Source organism: Ensifer sp. Root278 (genome assembly GCF_001429285.1).
In the GTDB taxonomy this organism is placed as follows: Bacteria; Pseudomonadota; Alphaproteobacteria; order Rhizobiales; family Rhizobiaceae; genus Ensifer.
In genome coordinates, this window is the sequence record NZ_LMJJ01000001.1 from 469,028 (window position 1) to 484,993 (window position 15,966).

General features: G+C 62.6%; 17 protein-coding genes, 1 tRNA gene and 1 riboswitch. Of the genes, 11 read left to right on the forward strand and 7 right to left on the reverse strand.

Translation table 11 applies throughout. The annotated features are described in order from the left end of the window. The 3 genes from pstB to phoB all read left to right on the forward strand — a co-directional run bounded on the left by pstB (window position 1) and on the right by phoB (window position 2,522). A complete protein-coding gene (pstB, locus tag ASE60_RS02300; RefSeq protein WP_057248100.1) occupies window positions 1-816 on the forward strand; it encodes a phosphate ABC transporter ATP-binding protein PstB in 816 nt (271 codons plus the stop codon). A 50-nt stretch (window positions 817-866) separates the two neighbouring features. Beyond that, window positions 867-1,580, forward strand: coding sequence for a phosphate signaling complex protein PhoU (gene phoU, locus ASE60_RS02305; protein WP_093231848.1), 714 nt, complete (start codon window positions 867-869; stop codon window positions 1,578-1,580). A 258-nt stretch (window positions 1,581-1,838) separates the two neighbouring features. Continuing rightward, entirely contained in the window at window positions 1,839-2,522 is a 684-nt protein-coding gene (gene phoB / locus ASE60_RS02310; RefSeq protein ID WP_057248102.1) for a phosphate regulon transcriptional regulator PhoB, read from the forward strand. Between the two features lie 68 nt (window positions 2,523-2,590). Here the strand turns inward: phoB and ASE60_RS02315 are convergent, their stop codons facing one another. Then, window positions 2,591-3,112 carry a GcrA family cell cycle regulator gene (locus ASE60_RS02315; RefSeq protein WP_057248103.1) on the reverse strand — a complete coding sequence of 174 codons (522 nt, stop codon included), beginning with the start codon at window positions 3,110-3,112 and terminating at the stop codon, window positions 2,591-2,593. Between the two features lie 420 nt (window positions 3,113-3,532). Between ASE60_RS02315 and ASE60_RS02320 the strand changes: the two genes are divergently transcribed. The 3 genes from ASE60_RS02320 to ASE60_RS02330 all read left to right on the forward strand — a co-directional run bounded on the left by ASE60_RS02320 (window position 3,533) and on the right by ASE60_RS02330 (window position 7,020). Then, window positions 3,533-4,732 (forward strand): aspartate aminotransferase family protein, encoded by a 1,200-nt coding sequence (locus tag ASE60_RS02320; protein WP_057248104.1) that lies wholly within the window; start codon window positions 3,533-3,535, stop codon window positions 4,730-4,732. 100 nt (window positions 4,733-4,832) lie between these two features. Further along, complete coding sequence (argF, locus tag ASE60_RS02325) at window positions 4,833-5,750, forward strand: ornithine carbamoyltransferase (protein WP_057248105.1); 918 nt, start codon at window positions 4,833-4,835, stop codon at window positions 5,748-5,750. A 280-nt stretch (window positions 5,751-6,030) separates the two neighbouring features. Continuing rightward, window positions 6,031-7,020, forward strand: a complete 990-nt coding sequence (locus ASE60_RS02330) for an Hsp33 family molecular chaperone (RefSeq protein WP_057248106.1) — start codon at window positions 6,031-6,033, stop codon at window positions 7,018-7,020. Between the two features lie 21 nt (window positions 7,021-7,041). Here the strand turns inward: ASE60_RS02330 and apaG are convergent, their stop codons facing one another. Next, window positions 7,042-7,434: a Co2+/Mg2+ efflux protein ApaG gene (gene apaG / locus ASE60_RS02335; protein WP_057248107.1), complete on the reverse strand. Its 393-nt coding sequence runs from the start codon at window positions 7,432-7,434 to the stop codon at window positions 7,042-7,044. Window positions 7,435-7,672: 238 nt separating this feature from the next. Further along, the gene (locus tag ASE60_RS02340) at window positions 7,673-8,857 is read right to left on the reverse strand and encodes an O-succinylhomoserine sulfhydrylase (RefSeq protein WP_057248108.1); all 1,185 of its coding nucleotides are present in this window, start codon (window positions 8,855-8,857) and stop codon (window positions 7,673-7,675) included. A gap of 46 nt (window positions 8,858-8,903) precedes the next feature. Continuing rightward, a riboswitch (SAM riboswitch) is annotated at window positions 8,904-8,982 on the reverse strand. Window positions 8,983-9,056: 74 nt separating this feature from the next. On the opposite strand from ASE60_RS02340, the gene ASE60_RS02345 reads away from it, so the two are divergent. The 3 genes from ASE60_RS02345 to ASE60_RS02355 all read left to right on the forward strand — a co-directional run bounded on the left by ASE60_RS02345 (window position 9,057) and on the right by ASE60_RS02355 (window position 11,285). Further along, a complete protein-coding gene (locus ASE60_RS02345; RefSeq protein ID WP_057248109.1) occupies window positions 9,057-10,154 on the forward strand; it encodes a 2'-deoxycytidine 5'-triphosphate deaminase in 1,098 nt (365 codons plus the stop codon). 81 nt (window positions 10,155-10,235) lie between these two features. Then, a tRNA-Gly gene (locus ASE60_RS02350) sits at window positions 10,236-10,310 on the forward strand. A gap of 141 nt (window positions 10,311-10,451) precedes the next feature. Continuing rightward, window positions 10,452-11,285, forward strand: coding sequence for a transporter substrate-binding domain-containing protein (locus ASE60_RS02355; RefSeq protein ID WP_057248110.1), 834 nt, complete (start codon window positions 10,452-10,454; stop codon window positions 11,283-11,285). Window positions 11,286-11,428: 143 nt separating this feature from the next. Here ASE60_RS02355 and ASE60_RS02360 read toward each other — a convergent pair whose 3' ends face one another. From ASE60_RS02360 to ASE60_RS02370, 3 genes are all read right to left on the reverse strand, one after another. Beyond that, on the reverse strand, window positions 11,429-11,839 hold the full coding sequence (locus ASE60_RS02360; RefSeq protein ID WP_057248111.1) for a tellurite resistance TerB family protein: 411 nt from the start codon (window positions 11,837-11,839) through the stop codon (window positions 11,429-11,431). A gap of 146 nt (window positions 11,840-11,985) precedes the next feature. Next, window positions 11,986-12,840, reverse strand: a complete 855-nt coding sequence (locus tag ASE60_RS02365) for a thermonuclease family protein (RefSeq protein WP_057248112.1) — start codon at window positions 12,838-12,840, stop codon at window positions 11,986-11,988. Window positions 12,841-12,853: 13 nt separating this feature from the next. Beyond that, complete coding sequence (locus tag ASE60_RS02370) at window positions 12,854-13,504, reverse strand: helix-turn-helix transcriptional regulator (RefSeq protein WP_057248113.1); 651 nt, start codon at window positions 13,502-13,504, stop codon at window positions 12,854-12,856. A gap of 181 nt (window positions 13,505-13,685) precedes the next feature. On the opposite strand from ASE60_RS02370, the gene ASE60_RS02375 reads away from it, so the two are divergent. Beyond that, window positions 13,686-14,774, forward strand: coding sequence for a calcium:proton antiporter (locus tag ASE60_RS02375; RefSeq protein ID WP_082615702.1), 1,089 nt, complete (start codon window positions 13,686-13,688; stop codon window positions 14,772-14,774). 27 nt (window positions 14,775-14,801) lie between these two features. Here the strand turns inward: ASE60_RS02375 and ASE60_RS02380 are convergent, their stop codons facing one another. After that, a complete protein-coding gene (locus ASE60_RS02380) occupies window positions 14,802-15,311 on the reverse strand; it encodes a helix-turn-helix domain-containing protein (protein ID WP_057248115.1) in 510 nt (169 codons plus the stop codon). Between the two features lie 135 nt (window positions 15,312-15,446). Between ASE60_RS02380 and ASE60_RS02385 the strand changes: the two genes are divergently transcribed. Continuing rightward, on the forward strand, window positions 15,447-15,920 hold the full coding sequence (locus ASE60_RS02385) for an SRPBCC family protein (protein WP_057248116.1): 474 nt from the start codon (window positions 15,447-15,449) through the stop codon (window positions 15,918-15,920). The last annotated feature ends 46 nt before the right edge of the window (window positions 15,921-15,966 follow it).

The following is a 15,966-nucleotide window of genomic DNA, read 5'->3' on the forward strand; positions in this document are numbered from 1 at the left end:
ATGAACATCATGTCAGAAGCAGCGGTCGAGAAAGCCTTGGATCAGAAAATGAACACGGTTCCCTTCAAGATGATCGGCAAGGATGTGTCGGTCTACTACGGCGAGAAGCGGGCGCTTTTCGACGTCAACCTCAACATCCGCGAGAACACGGTAACGGCGCTGATCGGTCCGTCGGGCTGCGGCAAGTCGACCTTCCTGCGCACGCTGAACCGCATGAACGACACCATCGAGAACTGCCGCGTCACCGGCAAGATCACGCTCGATGAGGACGACATCTACGACCCGACCATTGACGTGGTCGAGCTGCGCGCCCGCGTCGGCATGGTGTTCCAGAAGCCGAACCCGTTCCCGAAGTCGATCTACGACAACGTCGCCTACGGTCCGCGCATCCACGGGCTTGCCCGCACCAAGGCGGATTTTGACGAGGTCGTCGAAACCAGCCTGCAGAAGGCAGGTTTGTGGAACGAGGTGAAGGACCGCCTGCAGGAGCCGGGCACCGGCCTCTCCGGTGGTCAGCAGCAGCGCCTTTGCATCGCACGCGCTGTTGCCGTCAGCCCGGAAGTCATCCTCATGGACGAGCCCTGCTCGGCACTCGACCCGATCGCGACCGCCAAGGTCGAGGAACTCATCCATGAACTGCGCACGAACTTCACGATCGTCATCGTGACCCACTCGATGCAGCAGGCCGCCCGCGTGTCGCAGCGCACCGCCATGTTCCACCTCGGCAATCTCGTCGAGGAGAACGACACCGACAAGATGTTCACCAATCCGGATGACCAGCGCACCCAGGATTACATCATGGGCCGCTTCGGCTGAGGCCAATCACGGCTGCAACAGTCACTGGAAAGCGCCCGTAAGGATCGACGATCATGTCCATGCATATCATGTCCGCCTATGACGAAGAACTGAAGTACCTGACGCGCCGCATCTCGGAAATGGGCGGTCTCGCCGAGCAGATGGTCGCCGAATCCGTCCGCGCTCTGGTCAATTCCGACCTGGCGCTGGCGCAAAAGGTAATCTCGGACGACACTGTTCTCGATGATGCCGAGCGTCAGATCGGCGAGAAGGCGATCGTCACGATCGCCAAGCGCCAGCCGGTCGCCGCCGACCTTCGCGAGATCATGGGGTCGATCCGCATCGCCTCCGACCTGGAGCGTGTCGGCGACCTCGGCAAGAACACTGCCAAACGCGTGATCGCGGTTGCCGGTTCGGGCATCCCGCGCAAGCTCGCCCGCGGTCTCGAGCACCTCGCCGAGCTCGCTCTGGTGCAGCTCAAGGAAGTGCTCGACGTCTATGCGTCGCGTTCGCCGGAAAAGGCCAACAGCATTCGTGAGCGCGACGAGGAGATCGACGCGATCTACACCTCGCTGTTCCGCGAGTTGCTCACCTACATGATGGAAGATCCGCGCAACATCACGCCCTGCACGCATCTTCTGTTCTGTGCCAAGAACATCGAGCGTATCGGCGACCACGCGACCAACATCGCCGAGACGATCTATTACATGGCGACGGGTGCCCAGCCGGAGGGCGAGCGCCCGAAGGATGACAACACGTCGACGTTGGGCTCGGTCAACGACTAGAAGGTTGGAGCGGGATGCGGGGGACAACCGCATACACTTTTCCTCATCCCGCTCTGGCGTTAAACGCGCCGTTCGCAATGCATGCCCCATGAATATCATCCGGTCGCGGCTTCGGTCGCGGCCCCGAATTCCTGTATCTGAAGCATGCGGTTTTCGCCCCGCCTTTGAAAACGGCGGATGTGCTCCAGATTTAGAGTGTCTGAGTGCCGGCCGGTCCGCTGGACCCGCGCGGCGCTCGCGGTAAGGAGACGTTACCTGATGTTGCCAAAAATCGCCGTGGTCGAAGACGAAGAGGCGCTGAGCGTCCTGCTGCGTTACAATCTGGAAGCTGAAGGCTTCGACGTCGATACGATCCTCAGGGGTGACGAGGCGGAGATCCGGCTACAGGAACGCCTGCCCGACCTTCTGATCCTCGACTGGATGTTGCCTGGCGTCTCCGGCATCGAGCTTTGCCGTAGGTTGCGCCAGCGCCCGGAGACGGAGCGGCTGCCGATTATCATGCTGACGGCGCGCGGCGAGGAAAGCGAGCGCGTTCGCGGTCTGGCGACCGGTGCCGACGACTATGTGGTCAAGCCCTTCTCCACGCCGGAGCTGATGGCCCGCGTCAAGGCGATGCTCCGCCGGGCGAAGCCCGAAGTTCTCTCGACGCTGCTGCGCTGCGGCGACATCGAGCTCGACCGGGAAACCCATCGCGTCCATCGCCGCAGCCGCGAAGTTCGCCTGGGGCCGACAGAGTTCCGCCTGCTGGAGTTCCTGATGTCCTCTCCGGGCCGTGTCTTCTCGCGCTCGCAGTTGCTGGACGGCGTCTGGGGCCACGACATCTATGTCGACGAGCGGACCGTCGACGTGCATGTCGGCCGCCTGCGCAAGGCGCTGAACTTCTCGACCATGCCTGATGTCATCCGCACCGTGCGCGGCGCCGGCTACTCGCTCGAAAGCTGAGAAGGGCAAACAGAAGTCAATAAAAAAGGGGCCGATCGGCCCCTTTCGTTTTGGTCCTGTGCGGATCCTTAGCGCATCCGACGGCGCTCGGCGGACGGCTGGTAGGCAAGCCGCGCATGAAAGCTGCAATAGGGCGAAGCTTCCGGGGAATCGTTGCCGCAGAAGTGGAACTCTTCCTTCAGCGGGTCGCCGATCGGCCACTTGCAGGTGCGTTCCGTGAGCTGGGTTAGCTCGAGGCGGCGCGACATCGGCACGACCACGTCGGTCTGGATGCTGAAATCCTGCTCGGCAACGAGATCGACTTCGATCTCTTCCTTGAGAACGGTGGCGCCGGACGGACGGGCAACGGTGCGGGTCGAAACGCGCGAGGCGTAGTTCGGAGCGCGCGGCGCCGAGGTCGGCCGCTTCGGGCGGGCCGCCGCAGTGGTGCTGCCGCCGGCTTTGGCACGGCCTGGAAGGCTCAGGCGATGAACCTTGCCGATGACAGCGTTACGGCTGACGCCGCCGAGCTGTGCCGCGATCTGGCTTGCGCTCAGGCCCTCGGACCAAAGCTTCTTCAGTTTCTCCACCCGCTCGTCAGTCCAGTTCATTTCTGCACTCTCCGTTCTCAGCGTTGGGGATGGCAGAATCCCTCACCGCACCCCGGTTGAATCCCGAGGTTGCAAACGCGATAACTCTTTTGGTGACTAGGTCCGCCGCATGCGTCTAGTAATTGAATGTTAACGTACTGACCGTCGGACTCCGTGGCAAGAGTCCCGGGATTCACGCCGAATCGATTTCGTAGTTTTCCCCAACTTGCTCGGCTGGCGTTGCATTTTTGCAAGCCCTTCCGGGCGATTTTTTCGCCGCCGGGAAACGGGCTTCTCTGTTGCACTGCAAGGCTTGGTTTTATTGACATTGCGGCGCGAAATAGGAATAGTGCCTGCGCCGCCGAAAGGCGGCATTTTTGATTTTTATCGGGCCGCATGAAGCAGCGGGACCGATGCCGACTGGAGTAAGGAGAGCCTCGCATGACTGCAACCACGCCGCTTTACGATACCTACATGCGCGCGCCGTTGCGTTTCGAGCGAGGAGAGGGCGTCTGGCTGATCGCCGAAGACGGCTCGCGCTATCTCGACTTCGCCGCCGGCGTTGCCGTGAACTCGCTCGGCCACGCGCATCCGCATCTCGTCGAGGCGCTGAAGGCGCAGGCCGAGAAGGTCTGGCACCTTTCCAACCTTTACGAAGTTCCCGGTCAGGAAAGTCTTGGACGCCGCTTGGCGGCCGTCACCTTTGCCGATCGGGTCTTCTTCACCAATTCCGGTGCGGAAGCGCTGGAATGCGCGATCAAGACGGCGCGGCGGTACCACTTCGCCAAAGGCCAGCCGGAGAAGTTTCACATCATCACCTTCGAGGGCGCGTTCCACGGTCGCACGATCGCGACGATCGCCGCCGGTGGTCAGCAAAAGTACATTGAAGGTTTCGGGCCAAAGGCCCCAGGGTTCTACCAGGTTCCGTTCGGCGACATCGCGGCCGTCAAGAATGCGATCACCGAGGAGACCGCCGCGATCCTGATCGAGCCGATCCAGGGCGAGGGCGGCATCCGTCCCGCGACCAAGGAATTCATGCAGGAACTGCGCGCCCTCTGCGACGAATTCGGCCTGCTCCTGATCCTCGACGAGGTTCAGACCGGCGTCGGCCGCACCGGCAAGCTTTTTGCCCATGAGTGGACGGGCATCCGCCCGGATATCATGGCCGTTGCCAAGGGTATCGGTGGCGGCTTCCCGCTCGGCGCTTGCCTGGCGACGGAAGAGGCGGCCGCCGGCATGGTGGCGGGCACGCATGGCTCGACCTATGGCGGCAATCCGCTGGCGATGGCCGTCGGCAACGCCGTGCTCGACGTCATCCTCGCTGATGGCTTCCTCGCCCATGTGCGCGACGTCGCGCTCGTCTTCCGCCAGGGCCTTGCTTCGCTGAAGGATCGCTATCCCGATGTCATCGAGGATATCCGCGGCGATGGCCTGATGCTGGGCATCAAGGTGAAGGGCCCCTCGGCCGATCTCCTGAAGGAGATCCGCGCCGAGAAGCTCCTGGCCGTGCCGGCCGGCGACAACGTGTTGCGCCTGCTGCCGCCGTTGACTGTGACGGCGGAGGAAGCACGCGAGGGCCTCGTACGCATCGAGCGCGCCGCCGAAGCAGTGACGAAGGCAAGTGGTAACGCTGCGGCCTGACCGATAGGGCCAAGACTGACCCAGGATGGTAGAATGACCTTCGTGCGTTCACGCCGCTGCGTGGCGCACATAGGTTCGATTTTTTGAGGAACCGAGTACGATGGCAGGCACCAGACACTTTCTCGATCTTTCGGCCATGACGGCCGCCGATCTTCGGACGATCATCGATGATGCCCGCGTCCGAAAGGCGACGACCAAGGCCGGAACCGCCGAGAAGCCGCTCGCCGGCAAGATGCTGGCGATGATCTTCGAAAAGCCGTCCACCCGCACCCGTGTGTCCTTCGATGTCGGCATGCGCCAGCTCGGCGGCGAAACCCTGTTCCTTTCGGGCACGGAGATGCAGCTCGGTCGCGCCGAGACGATCGGCGATACGGCGAAGGTCCTGTCGCGCTATGTCGACGCGATCATGATCCGCACCACCGACCATCGCCGCCTGCTGGAATTGGCAGAACACGCGACGGTACCCGTCATCAACGGCCTGACCGATGACACCCATCCGTGCCAGATCATGGCCGACATCATGACCTTCGAGGAGCATCGCGGACCGGTGAAGGGCAAGACGATCGCCTGGACCGGCGACGGCAACAACGTGCTGCACTCGCTGATCGAAGGCTCCGCCCGCTTCGGCTATCGCATGAACATGGCCGTGCCGCTCGGCTCCGAGCCGCAGGACAAGATCCTGAACTGGGCCCGCAACAACGGCGGCGAGATCCTGCTGTGTCACGATGCCGAGCAGGCGGTCGCCAACGCCAATTGCGTTGTCACCGACACCTGGGTGTCGATGAACCAGGAGCATCGTGCCCGCGGCCACAACGTCTTCCAGCCCTATCAGGTCAACGAGGCGCTGATGAAGCAAGCGGCATCCGATGCGCTGTTCATGCATTGCCTGCCGGCGCACCGTGGAGAGGAGGTGACCGACGAGGTGATCGACGGTCCGCAGTCGGTGGTCTTCGACGAGGCCGAAAACCGCCTGCATGCGCAGAAGTCGATCATCGCCTGGTGCATGGGGCTCGTCTAGGCCCTTGCGAGCGCCGCGGTGAGCGCGATGGCGCAGCGCTTCGGCGGCTGTGAGGCTGGCTATTGACATTGCCGCCGTGCGACACGATCTAGGCGGCTGCAGGGCGCTCCTGGCAACAGTGAAGCGCCGACTGCCACGGGTGGTGCGCGGCGCAATGGCTGATGGCACATATCCGGTGGACAATCCGTTTATCGCGGGATCGATTGGGACAGCGGGCACGTTGCGCCGGGGGACAGGAATGTCCCCGGCGCAACGCAGTTGCTGAGGCAAGGAGCAAGACATGACTGACATGACGCCAGGGCTTGGTGAATTCGACTTCGCCGGTGACGATCACGTCGTGCCTTTCCAGGTGGAAGGCCTCGACGTGCGCGGCCGCGCCGTGCAGCTCGGCCCGATGCTCGACGCAATTCTGGAGCGCCACAACTATCCGCTTCCGGTCGCGCGGCTCGTTGCCGAAACCGTCGTGCTGACGGTTCTGCTCGGCACTTCGCTGAAGTTCGAAGGCAAGCTGATCGTCCAGACGAAAGGCGATGGTCCGGTCGATCTCGTCGTCGCAGACTTCTCGACGCCGGATCGCGTGCGCGCCTATGCCCGCTACGATGCAGATGCGCTTGCCGACGCCGAGAAGGATGGCCGCACCCTTTCGCATGAACTGCTTGGCAAGGGCGTACTCGCCTTCACCATCGACCAGGGCGCTCATACTCAGCGCTATCAGGGCATCGTTGCGCTGGACGGCGCCACGCTGGAAGAAATCGCTGGCGTCTATTTCCGCCAGTCAGAGCAGATCCCGACCAAGGTCAGGCTCGGCGTTGCCGAGCTGCTCGACCGCGATGAAAGCGGCAAGCCGCGCCATCGCTGGCGTGCCGGCGGCATGGTCGCGCAGTTCCTGCCGGAAGCGCCGGAGCGCATGCGCCAGCCTGATCTTTCCGGTGGCGATGGCGATGACGGGGAAGGCGTCTTCGAGGATGACGATCTCTGGGCGGAAGCCAAGGTGATGGTCGAGACGATCGACACCGACGAGCTGACCGACCCGATGGTCGGAACCGAACGCTTGCTCTACCGGCTGTTTCACGAGCGCGGCGTTCGCGTCTATGAGCCGCAGGCGGTTTATGACCGTTGCAGCTGCTCGCGCGAGAAGCTGCACTCGGTGCTCGCCAATCTGGACGCTGATGATATCGAAAGCACCATCGAGGATGGGGCCGTGAAGGTCACCTGCGAATTCTGCTCGACGACCTATCGTTTCGAGGCAAGCGAAGTGCGTCCACAGTAGCCGGCGCCACTCCGGATCAAGCTAGTTCAGGGTACGCACGAGCCCGGGTGAATCGAGCGAGAAGGCGGGGATGGCCACGTTGAAGGTCTCTCCGCCTTCCGCTTCCATACTGTAATGGCCGAACATCACGCCCGACGGCGTATCCAGCGGGCAGCCGGACGAATACTCATAGGTGTCGCCGGGATTGAGCAGCGGCTGTTCGCCGATCACGCCGGGACCGCTGACCTCATCGACCTGCCCATTCTCATCGGTGATATGCCAGTAGCGGGTCATCAACCGCACGGCTGCGTCCGAATGGTTTGAGATGACAATGCGATAGCCCCAGACATAGCGGCCGTCATCGGGGTCCGACTGCTCTTCGAGATAGTACGGCTCCACCGTAACTTCTATGTCGCGGGTCAAAGCGCGATACATGGGCAACACCTTGCTTCGGTCTTTCAGGGTATTCTACAGCAAGATGGTTTCGTCAAGAATAACGGCAAGATTGTGCATACCCATTCTGGGGCAAGGGCTTGCGGGTATCCGGATCGGCTGTTCGAACCCGCTCGATCCCGCTGGTGAGGCCATATTGGATGGCGGGGCGCCCGCTGCATGAGCGCCACGAGGGATCGACGGCCGCCGTCTGTTGTGGCGGCCGTATCTTTTCGTTGCCTCAGGCTTTGACGGCCTCAAGCGCGCGGGCGAAATCCTCGACGACATCCTCGCTGTCTTCGATGCCGGCCGAGAAACGCACCGTGCCGGCGGAAATGCCCAGCTCTTCGCGGGCCTCGTCGGTCAGGTTCTTGTGCGTCGTCGTTGCCGGATGGGTGATCAGGCTCTTGCTGTCGCCGAGATTGTTGGAGATGCGCACGATCTCGAGCGCATTCTGCAGCGCGAATGCCGCATCCTTGCCGCCCTTCAGTTCAAAGGCGACGAGGGTGGAGCCGCCGGTCATCTGCTTGGCGATGATGTCGGCCTGCGGGTGATCCTTGCGGCCGGGATAGATGACCTTCGCCACCTGCGGCTGCTCAGCCAGGAAGTCGGCGACGCGGCGTGCGGTTTCCGTCTGCTGGCGCACGCGCAACGGCAAGGTTTCGATGCCCTTCAGCAGCGTCCAGGCATTGAACGGCGACATGGCCGGGCCGGTATGACGGAAGTAGTCGTGCAGGTTCTCGTTGATCCATTCCTTGTCAGCAAGCACGACGCCGCCGAGGCAGCGGCCCTGGCCATCGATATGCTTGGTGGCGGAATAGACGACGATATGGGCGCCGAGTTCCAGCGGCTTCTGGAAGAGTGGCGTCGCAAAAACGTTGTCGACGACGACCTTGGCGCCGATCTGGTTGGCGAGCTTGGCCACACCGGCAATGTCGATGACTTCGAGCGTCGGGTTGGTCGGGCTTTCCAGGAAGAAGACCTTGGTGTTCTTCTGGATCGCCTTTTCCCAGTTGGCGAGATCGCGTCCATCGACCAGCGTGCATTCGATGCCGTATTTCGGCGCCAGCGTCTCGACCACCCAGCGGCAGGAACCGAACAGCGCACGGGCGGCAACGATATGATCGCCGGCCTTCAGCTGGCAGAGGATTGCCGCGGAAACGGCAGCCATGCCCGAAGCCGTGGCGCGCGCGTCTTCGGCGCCTTCCAGCATGCACATGCGCTTTTCGAACATGTCGTTGGTCGGGCTGCCGTAGCGGGCATAGATGAAGCCTTCGGTCTCGCCCTTGAAACGCGCTTCTGCCGCCTCGGATGTCTCGTAGACGAAGCCCTGGGTGAGGAAGATCGCCTCGGACGTCTCGCCGTGCTGGGAGCGGGTGGTTCCGCCGTGGACGAGTTGTGTTGCCGGGCGCCAGTTTTTGCTCATGTGACGATCACCTTCAAAAACAAAAAAAACCGGCCGCAAAAATGGGCCGGTTTGACACCCGGCCTTTTTAGCTACTTGTTTAACGTGGCTGCAAGCCGACCGGCCAAATCACCACGGGATAAAGCTTCAATACTGCTAGGGTGCGCTTGCGTCAATTCCCGGAGTTTGGTTTTGTCTCGCAACTGGAAAGAGGACTGCAATGGCCCGCGATACTGGGATTTTGGCCGACCGCGCGATCGCCGCGCTGCTCGAAACGGGGCGCCTGAAGAGCGAGAGGCCGCTGGATGACGATCAGATCCAGCCGGCAAGCCTCGACCTGCGCCTTGGCGCCAAGGCTTTCCGCGTCCGCGCGAGCTTCATGCCCGGCCCGTCCCACCTCGTCGCCGACAAGCTCGACCGGCTGAAGCTGCATGTCGTCGATCTCACCGACGGTGCCGTGCTTGAAACCGGCTGCGTGTACATCGTGCCGTTGATGGAGAGCCTGGCGCTGCCTGCGGGCATGTCGGCCTCGGCCAATCCGAAAAGCTCGACCGGCCGCCTCGACATCTTCACCCGCGTGATCACCGACCGCGCCCAGGAGTTCGACAAGATTCCTGCCGGCTATAGCGGTCCGCTCTATCTCGAAATCAGTCCGCGCACCTTCCCGATCGTCGTGCGCCGTGGTTCGCGCCTGTCGCAGATCCGCTTCCGCATGGGCCAGTCGCTGCTCTCCGAACAGGAGCTGCTGGCGCTGCATGAAAGCGACGTGCTGGTGGCGAGCGAACGCCCGAATGTCAGCGGCGGCGGCATTGCGCTGTCGATCGACCTCAAGGGCACCGGTCCGGAGGGTCTGATCGGCTACCGTGGCAAACACCACACCGCGGTCATCGACGTCGACAAGAAGGCGCAGCACAAGATCTTCGATTTCTGGGAGCCGCTCTACAGCCGCGGACGCGACGAGCTGATCCTCGATCCGGACGAGTTCTACATCCTCGTCTCGCGCGAAGCGGTGCATGTGCCGCCGCTTTACGCGGCCGAGATGACGCCGTTCGATCCGCTGGTGGGCGAGTTTCGCGTGCACTATGCCGGCTTCTTCGATCCCGGCTTCGGCCATGCCTCTGCCGGTGGCAGCGGTAGCCGCGCCGTTCTGGAAGTGCGCAGCCACGAGGTGCCGTTCATCCTCGAACATGGCCAGATCGTCGGCCGCCTGATCTATGAACACATGTTGGAGCGTCCTGACGGTCTCTACGGCCTCGGCGTCGGCTCCAACTACCAGGCCCAGGGCCTGAAGCTTTCGAAACATTTCCGCGCCGAGTAGGGATTTTGCACGGGACCCTCGTGCGATACCGCGCAAGGGTCCTTGACAGATCGTCCCGGTTCGGGAAATTTCGCAGGCATCGCGGGTGTAGTTCAGTGGTAGAACGCCAGCTTCCCAAGCTTGATGTCGTCGGTTCGATCCCGATCACCCGCTCCAATCCTTCCTGAAGCCTCTTTTGCCTCGTTCGAGCGAGACCTATGGCCAGTTGCCTTGCGGACGGTTACTTTACCGCTCGATGAATCATCCCGCGGTTCCAAGCGCCGCCCCTGAGACAAGAACCGTGCCGGCCCGCTGCCCATGAGATTTCTTTCCCTGTTCGCTCTCTGCGCGTCCCTGATCGCAACGCCGCTTGCGGCCCAGCCCAGGGACCTGCCCATTCTGTTCGATGCGCGCGAACGCATCGCCAAGCCCGATCTCACGGGCCTTGCGCGCTTGCGCTTCCTGACGACGGTCGACTTTCCGCCGTTCAACTTCATCGATCAGTCCGGCAAGCTCTCCGGTTTTCACGTCGATCTCGTGCGCGAGATCTGCCGCGAGCTCGACATCGAAGCCAAATGCCAGATCCAGGCAGTGACCTATGCGGAACTGCTGCCGGCGCTGGAGCAGGGGCAGGGCGAAGCGGTTGCCGCCGGTATCGCCGTCGGCCCGGAACTGCGCCAGCGCTTCGGCTTCTCGCGCGCCTTCATGCGGCTTCCGGCCCGCTTGGCCATCAACACCAAGGCGGCCGGCGCCGTGACGGGTCCGAAGGACCTCAGGAAAAAAACGGTCGGTGTCGTGGCGGGCACCACCCATGAGGCCATGTTCAAGGCGTTCTTCCCGAGTATCGGGGCCAAGGTCTTCCCAGATCGCGATGCCATGCTCACGGCACTGCAGAAGGGTGAGGTGCCGGCGGTCTTTTCCGACGGTTTGCAGCTTTCCTTCTGGATCTCAGGCACGACTGCCGGGGGCTGCTGCGCACTCGTCGATGGTGCCTATTTCTCGCAACGCTTTCTCGGTGAAGGCCTGACGATCATGAACCGCAAATCCGAACCGGCGCTGACCCAGGCGATCGACCACGCGCTGCTGGCGCTTTCGCGCAGCGGCCGGCTCGAGGAAATCTACCTGCGCTACTTCCCCAACGGCATCTATTGAGCGCCCACTGCATGTTTCCTTTAATCGTACCCGGTCAAAGGTCAAAAACATGCAGCAATTCAAAGTGCTACAGCGACCTTTGCGCGTCTGATAAGACGCGCAGCGCTGTAGACAGCTTGGCGTGAACGCCAGGAAATGATGAGCTACCGGCGGAAGCGGGCAAGCGCCCCTCGTTCGATGGCGGCGCAGGTGAGCTTGTCGAGACCGAGGCGGTCGCGCAGCAACTGCAACAGCCGGATCTCTTCGTTGCGAATGCGCTGGTCCGCGGCGGCGATCTCGACGGCAAGTGCGTAGGCCGTCTCATGGAACTTTTCCGGAAGCGCCTCGCGCACGATTTCCAGAGCGATGTCCAACCCCTCGGGGGCCGCGAGCTGGGCGGAGCATTCGTGGCCGATATGGACGAGCTGATCCTCGTTGAACCCCTCGAAGACCGGCAGGAACTGCACCAGCCGGCCGATGCGGGTGAATTCGTCGTCGCTCATCTCGCGGTCGACCGCCGACATCATCACCATGACATAGATGAGCGCTTCGTGGTGGCTGAGGCTTGGCAGCATGGGTCTTTCCAGCGGTAGCGCAATTCCGGGAACGGCGTGAAGCGGTTTTTCATCCGGAATTGCATAGTTTCAAAGAGTTGGATCATCTCACTGTCTCAACGATCAGATGATCTGGACGGTTGAGAGCTGGGAATTGCCGCGGCTGTTTACAAGTCCGGCTGCGGCTCGTCCATCCCGGTGCCGAGCGTTGGGTCGTCAAACGTCATCGGCGTGTGACTGAGGTCGCGCGGATCTTCGCCATAGAAGCCGAGCTTCGCCTGGTGCGCGGCGTCGGCCCGCTTCTTCAGCGGCGAGCCGGGTACCGGCGTCGCCCAGCCGTTGTCGACGAGCCAGGTTGCGAGATCCTGTCCACCGAGAGAGCAGGAAGCAGTGGCCGATGCGCCGGCGCTTCCCTCGGGCATGTCGCAGCTGACCGCACGTGCGCGCAGGAAGTTTCTGAAGGCCGTCCGTGCGACGATGCCGCAGGGCCAACTCTTCCCCCCGGTTTCGCAGGTTCTCTCTGCCTGCTCGGGCTCGATGCCATCGATCTGCAGCGTGAGCTTGTCGAACTGGATCACACCGGCGGCGATCGCCACGGGGCGATAGAGGATGGTCGGCCCGGCGGTCGCCTTCGCTTGCTTCTCCGGCTCTGACAGCGGGGCACGCGGCTCCGCGCGTTCGAGCGGCGCGCCGGTGACGGTGTCGGGCAGACCGAATTGTTGCGGCTCGATGGCGCGTGCGGCGTTTTCCGTCGTCGACGTCTGCGGTTGATCGCCGGTCGTAACCGCACCGGGCTGCGCGGTGCCGTCGGTCGGTGTTCCCAAGTCGAGCGGTACGTTATCATCCGTTTCGGCGTCATCCGGCGCCGGCTCGATTTCCGTCATGTCGGGCGTTTCGAGGACGAAGTCCGGCGTGGCGGCACTCTCGCGGTCGCGAATGGCGGCTGCACCCGCGTAGAGGATGCCGGTGAAAAGCGCGATCGCGGCGATGCCGCCGGCAAGGGAGTATAAATGCTGCCGCATCAGGAAGAACGTCCTATTGGCTGGCCCAGATGATCCGGGCGATCCATTCGATCTGGCTGATCTCGAAGCCCCGGTTCGGGTGCTCCGGGTTGAGGGAAAGGAGTTCGATCGTGCGCGGCGTCTGGCGTGTCAGGACCTTCGCCATGACCTCGCCTTCGCGTGTCTTGACCACGACGCGGTCGCCGCGCCGAACCTGCGCCCCCGGATCGACGATCAGGGTGTCGCCGTCGCGGTACAGTGGCAGCATGCTATCGCCCTGCACCTCAAGCGCGTAGATGCCCGTCCGGCGTTCCGCCACTGTTGGAAAGTCGATCACGTCCCAGCCCTGGCCGGCCGGAAAACCGCCGTCGTCGAAGAAGCCGCCGGCACCCGCCTGGGCGAAGCCGATCAGCGGGATCGCGGCACTTGCAGTCGCCGGGGTGGCCTGAGTGTCATTCGGGCTCAACAGGCTGGTGAACTGGTCCATCGTGGCGCCGGTCGCCTCGAGCACCTTGGCGATCGATTCCGTCGAAGGCCAGCGTTCCCGCCCGTCGGCAGAGTGGCGCTTGGACTTGTTGAAGGAGGTGGGGTCGAGCCCGGCGCGGCGGGCGAGACCGGAAGGCGAGAGCTGATTGCGCTCGGCCAATGCATCGATGGCGTGCCAGATCGTGCCGTGAGACAACATGCGAAAGGTCCGGGCCGAACAGGCGGCCACTTGCTGGGTTTGTTCGACACCACACTATCGAAACGCGAAGTACCGGTAAAGAATCCGAAGGAAAATAGTCCTTTCTCCGTCATTTGCTTTGGGGGCGGCGGCCCCTATAGTTCGCGTGACGGGCAGGACAGGCTTTCATCGGAGGGAACGTTTGTTGGCGCGCATGAGATCGGAGCGTCTGCTGTTCGTGGCCCTCGCTGCGGCGATTGCCGGGATCGCGCTGGAGCATGAGCTTCTCGAAATGGGGCGCCTGGCAACGCTTCTCGGTGCCGCCGGTCTCGTGGTGGCGATCGTGCTCGCCTCGCTGCGCGTGTCGCACCATGCCGAGGTGCTGGCGTCCAAGGTCGGCGATCCCTATGGCACGATGATCCTGACGCTCTCGGCGGTCTTGGTCGAGGTCGTCGTGCTGGCGATCATGATGACCAGCGAGACCTCGCCGACGCTCGTGCGCGACACGATCTATGCGGCCGTCATGCTCGATATCAACGGCATCCTGGGCCTCGCCGCCCTGCTTGGTGGCCTGAAACATGGAGAGCAGCCCTATAACGACGATTCCGCCCGCACCTACAGCGTCATGATTCTGACGGCGATGGGCATCTCGATGGTCGTTCCGGAGTTCGTGCCGGCGGCGAGATGGCATCTCTATTCGGCCTTCACCATCGGCGCGATGATCACCCTCTATGCCCTGTTCCTGCGCATGCAGGTGGGGGTGCACAGCTACTTCTTCAGCTACAGCTATCCGAAGGCGAAGGGCGAGGGGAGCGCGATACAGGGTGGGCCGGATCAGCCGGTGCTGCCGTCGATCGTGATACTGATCCTTGGCATCGTGTTGATCGGCGTGCTGGCGGAAGTGATGTCGTCGCTGCTGACCTCGGGCCTGAAGGGGAGCGGCGCCCCGCCGGCGGTGACCGCCATCGTCGTTGCCGTGATCTCTGCCTCGCCGGAAGTCATGACCGCGATGCGGGCGGCACTCGCCAACCGCATGCAGGCGGTCGTCAACATCGCGCTCGGGGCATCGCTTTCGACGGTCATCCTGACGGTGCCGGTCATGGAGGCGATCGCGCTCTATACCGGCCAGCCCTTCCTGATGGCCATGTCGCCGGTGCAGACGGTGATGGTGGCGGTCACTTTGATCGTGGCCGCGATCAACCTCAACGACGGCCAGACCAACGCCATTGAGGGCATGACTCATTTCGTGCTGTTCGCGACCTTCGTCATGCTGTCTGTGATCGGGCTCTGAGCGGATGAAGTGCCTGTTCGTATAGCCTCAGGCCGTCGCCTTTTCGCGTGCCTTTCTTGCCACCACCTCTTCATAGGCTGCCTGCAGTGTAGCGCGCACCCGCGGCGGACCATCGAGCAGCGCGCCGAGATGATCGTGTCGCAACTCGTCCATGAAGCGGTCCCAGAGTTCCGGACCGCCGTTTTCCATCTGCTCGGCGCGAATACTGAGCTCTTCGCTGACCGGCAGATAGCGCCGCCCCCAGGCGCCGAGCTGGGCCATGATCGGCACCAGCGCGATCGTCATCTCCGTGAGACTGTAGATCGCCTTCTGCTTGTGCGTGGGGTCGTCCGCCTTGGTCAGCATGCCCTGCTCGACCAGCATCTTCAGCCGATCCGCCAGGATGTTGGACGAGATGCCCTCCTGGGAACGCAGCAATTCCCGGAAGTGCCGTTTACCGCCGAAGATCATGTCGCGAATGATCAGCAGGCTCCATTTGTCGCCGAACACTTCGAGCGAAAGATTGATCGGGCAACCCGAGCGAATGTCGTCCTTCATTGGCACCTCTTCAAAACCGCTTGCATTATCGCATCAGTGAGGCTATCGTGCAACTGCTTTCAAAATTAGAGCAGTTTTTAAATGAAACCAGTTAGGCAAAGGCCAGCGGTATTCGAACATCAGAGGAGAGAGAACATGACCGACAGATCCGTGGAACATGCGAGCTTCACCATCGAGCGCAGCTTCAAGGCGACGCCGGGACAGGTGTTCAGGGCTTTCTCCGAGCCGGCTGCGAAGGAACGCTGGTTCGTCAGTGCTGACGGGCCGGTGGCCGAATTCAGCCATGACTTCCGCGTCGGCGGTCGCGAGAGCGGTCGCTTCAGCCAGGACGGCGAAACGATCTATCATGACGACACCATCTATCTCGACATCGTCGAGAACCGCCGGATCATCTTTGCTTACACGATGGCTGAGAACGACAAGAGGATCTCGGCGTCCGTCGCGACCGTCGACATTCAGCCGGAAGGCAACGGTACGCGCCTCGTCTTCACCGAACAGGTTGCCTTCCTCGACGGGCTCGACAAGCTCGAATACCGGCGCGACGGTTGGCAACAATTGATCGGTGTGGCACTGGCAGAGGAACTCGGCGAAGCGGCTGTTGCTGCGTGACGCAGCAATCGGTCTCGTGAGCGCATTGAACCCCCGAGACCTTTCT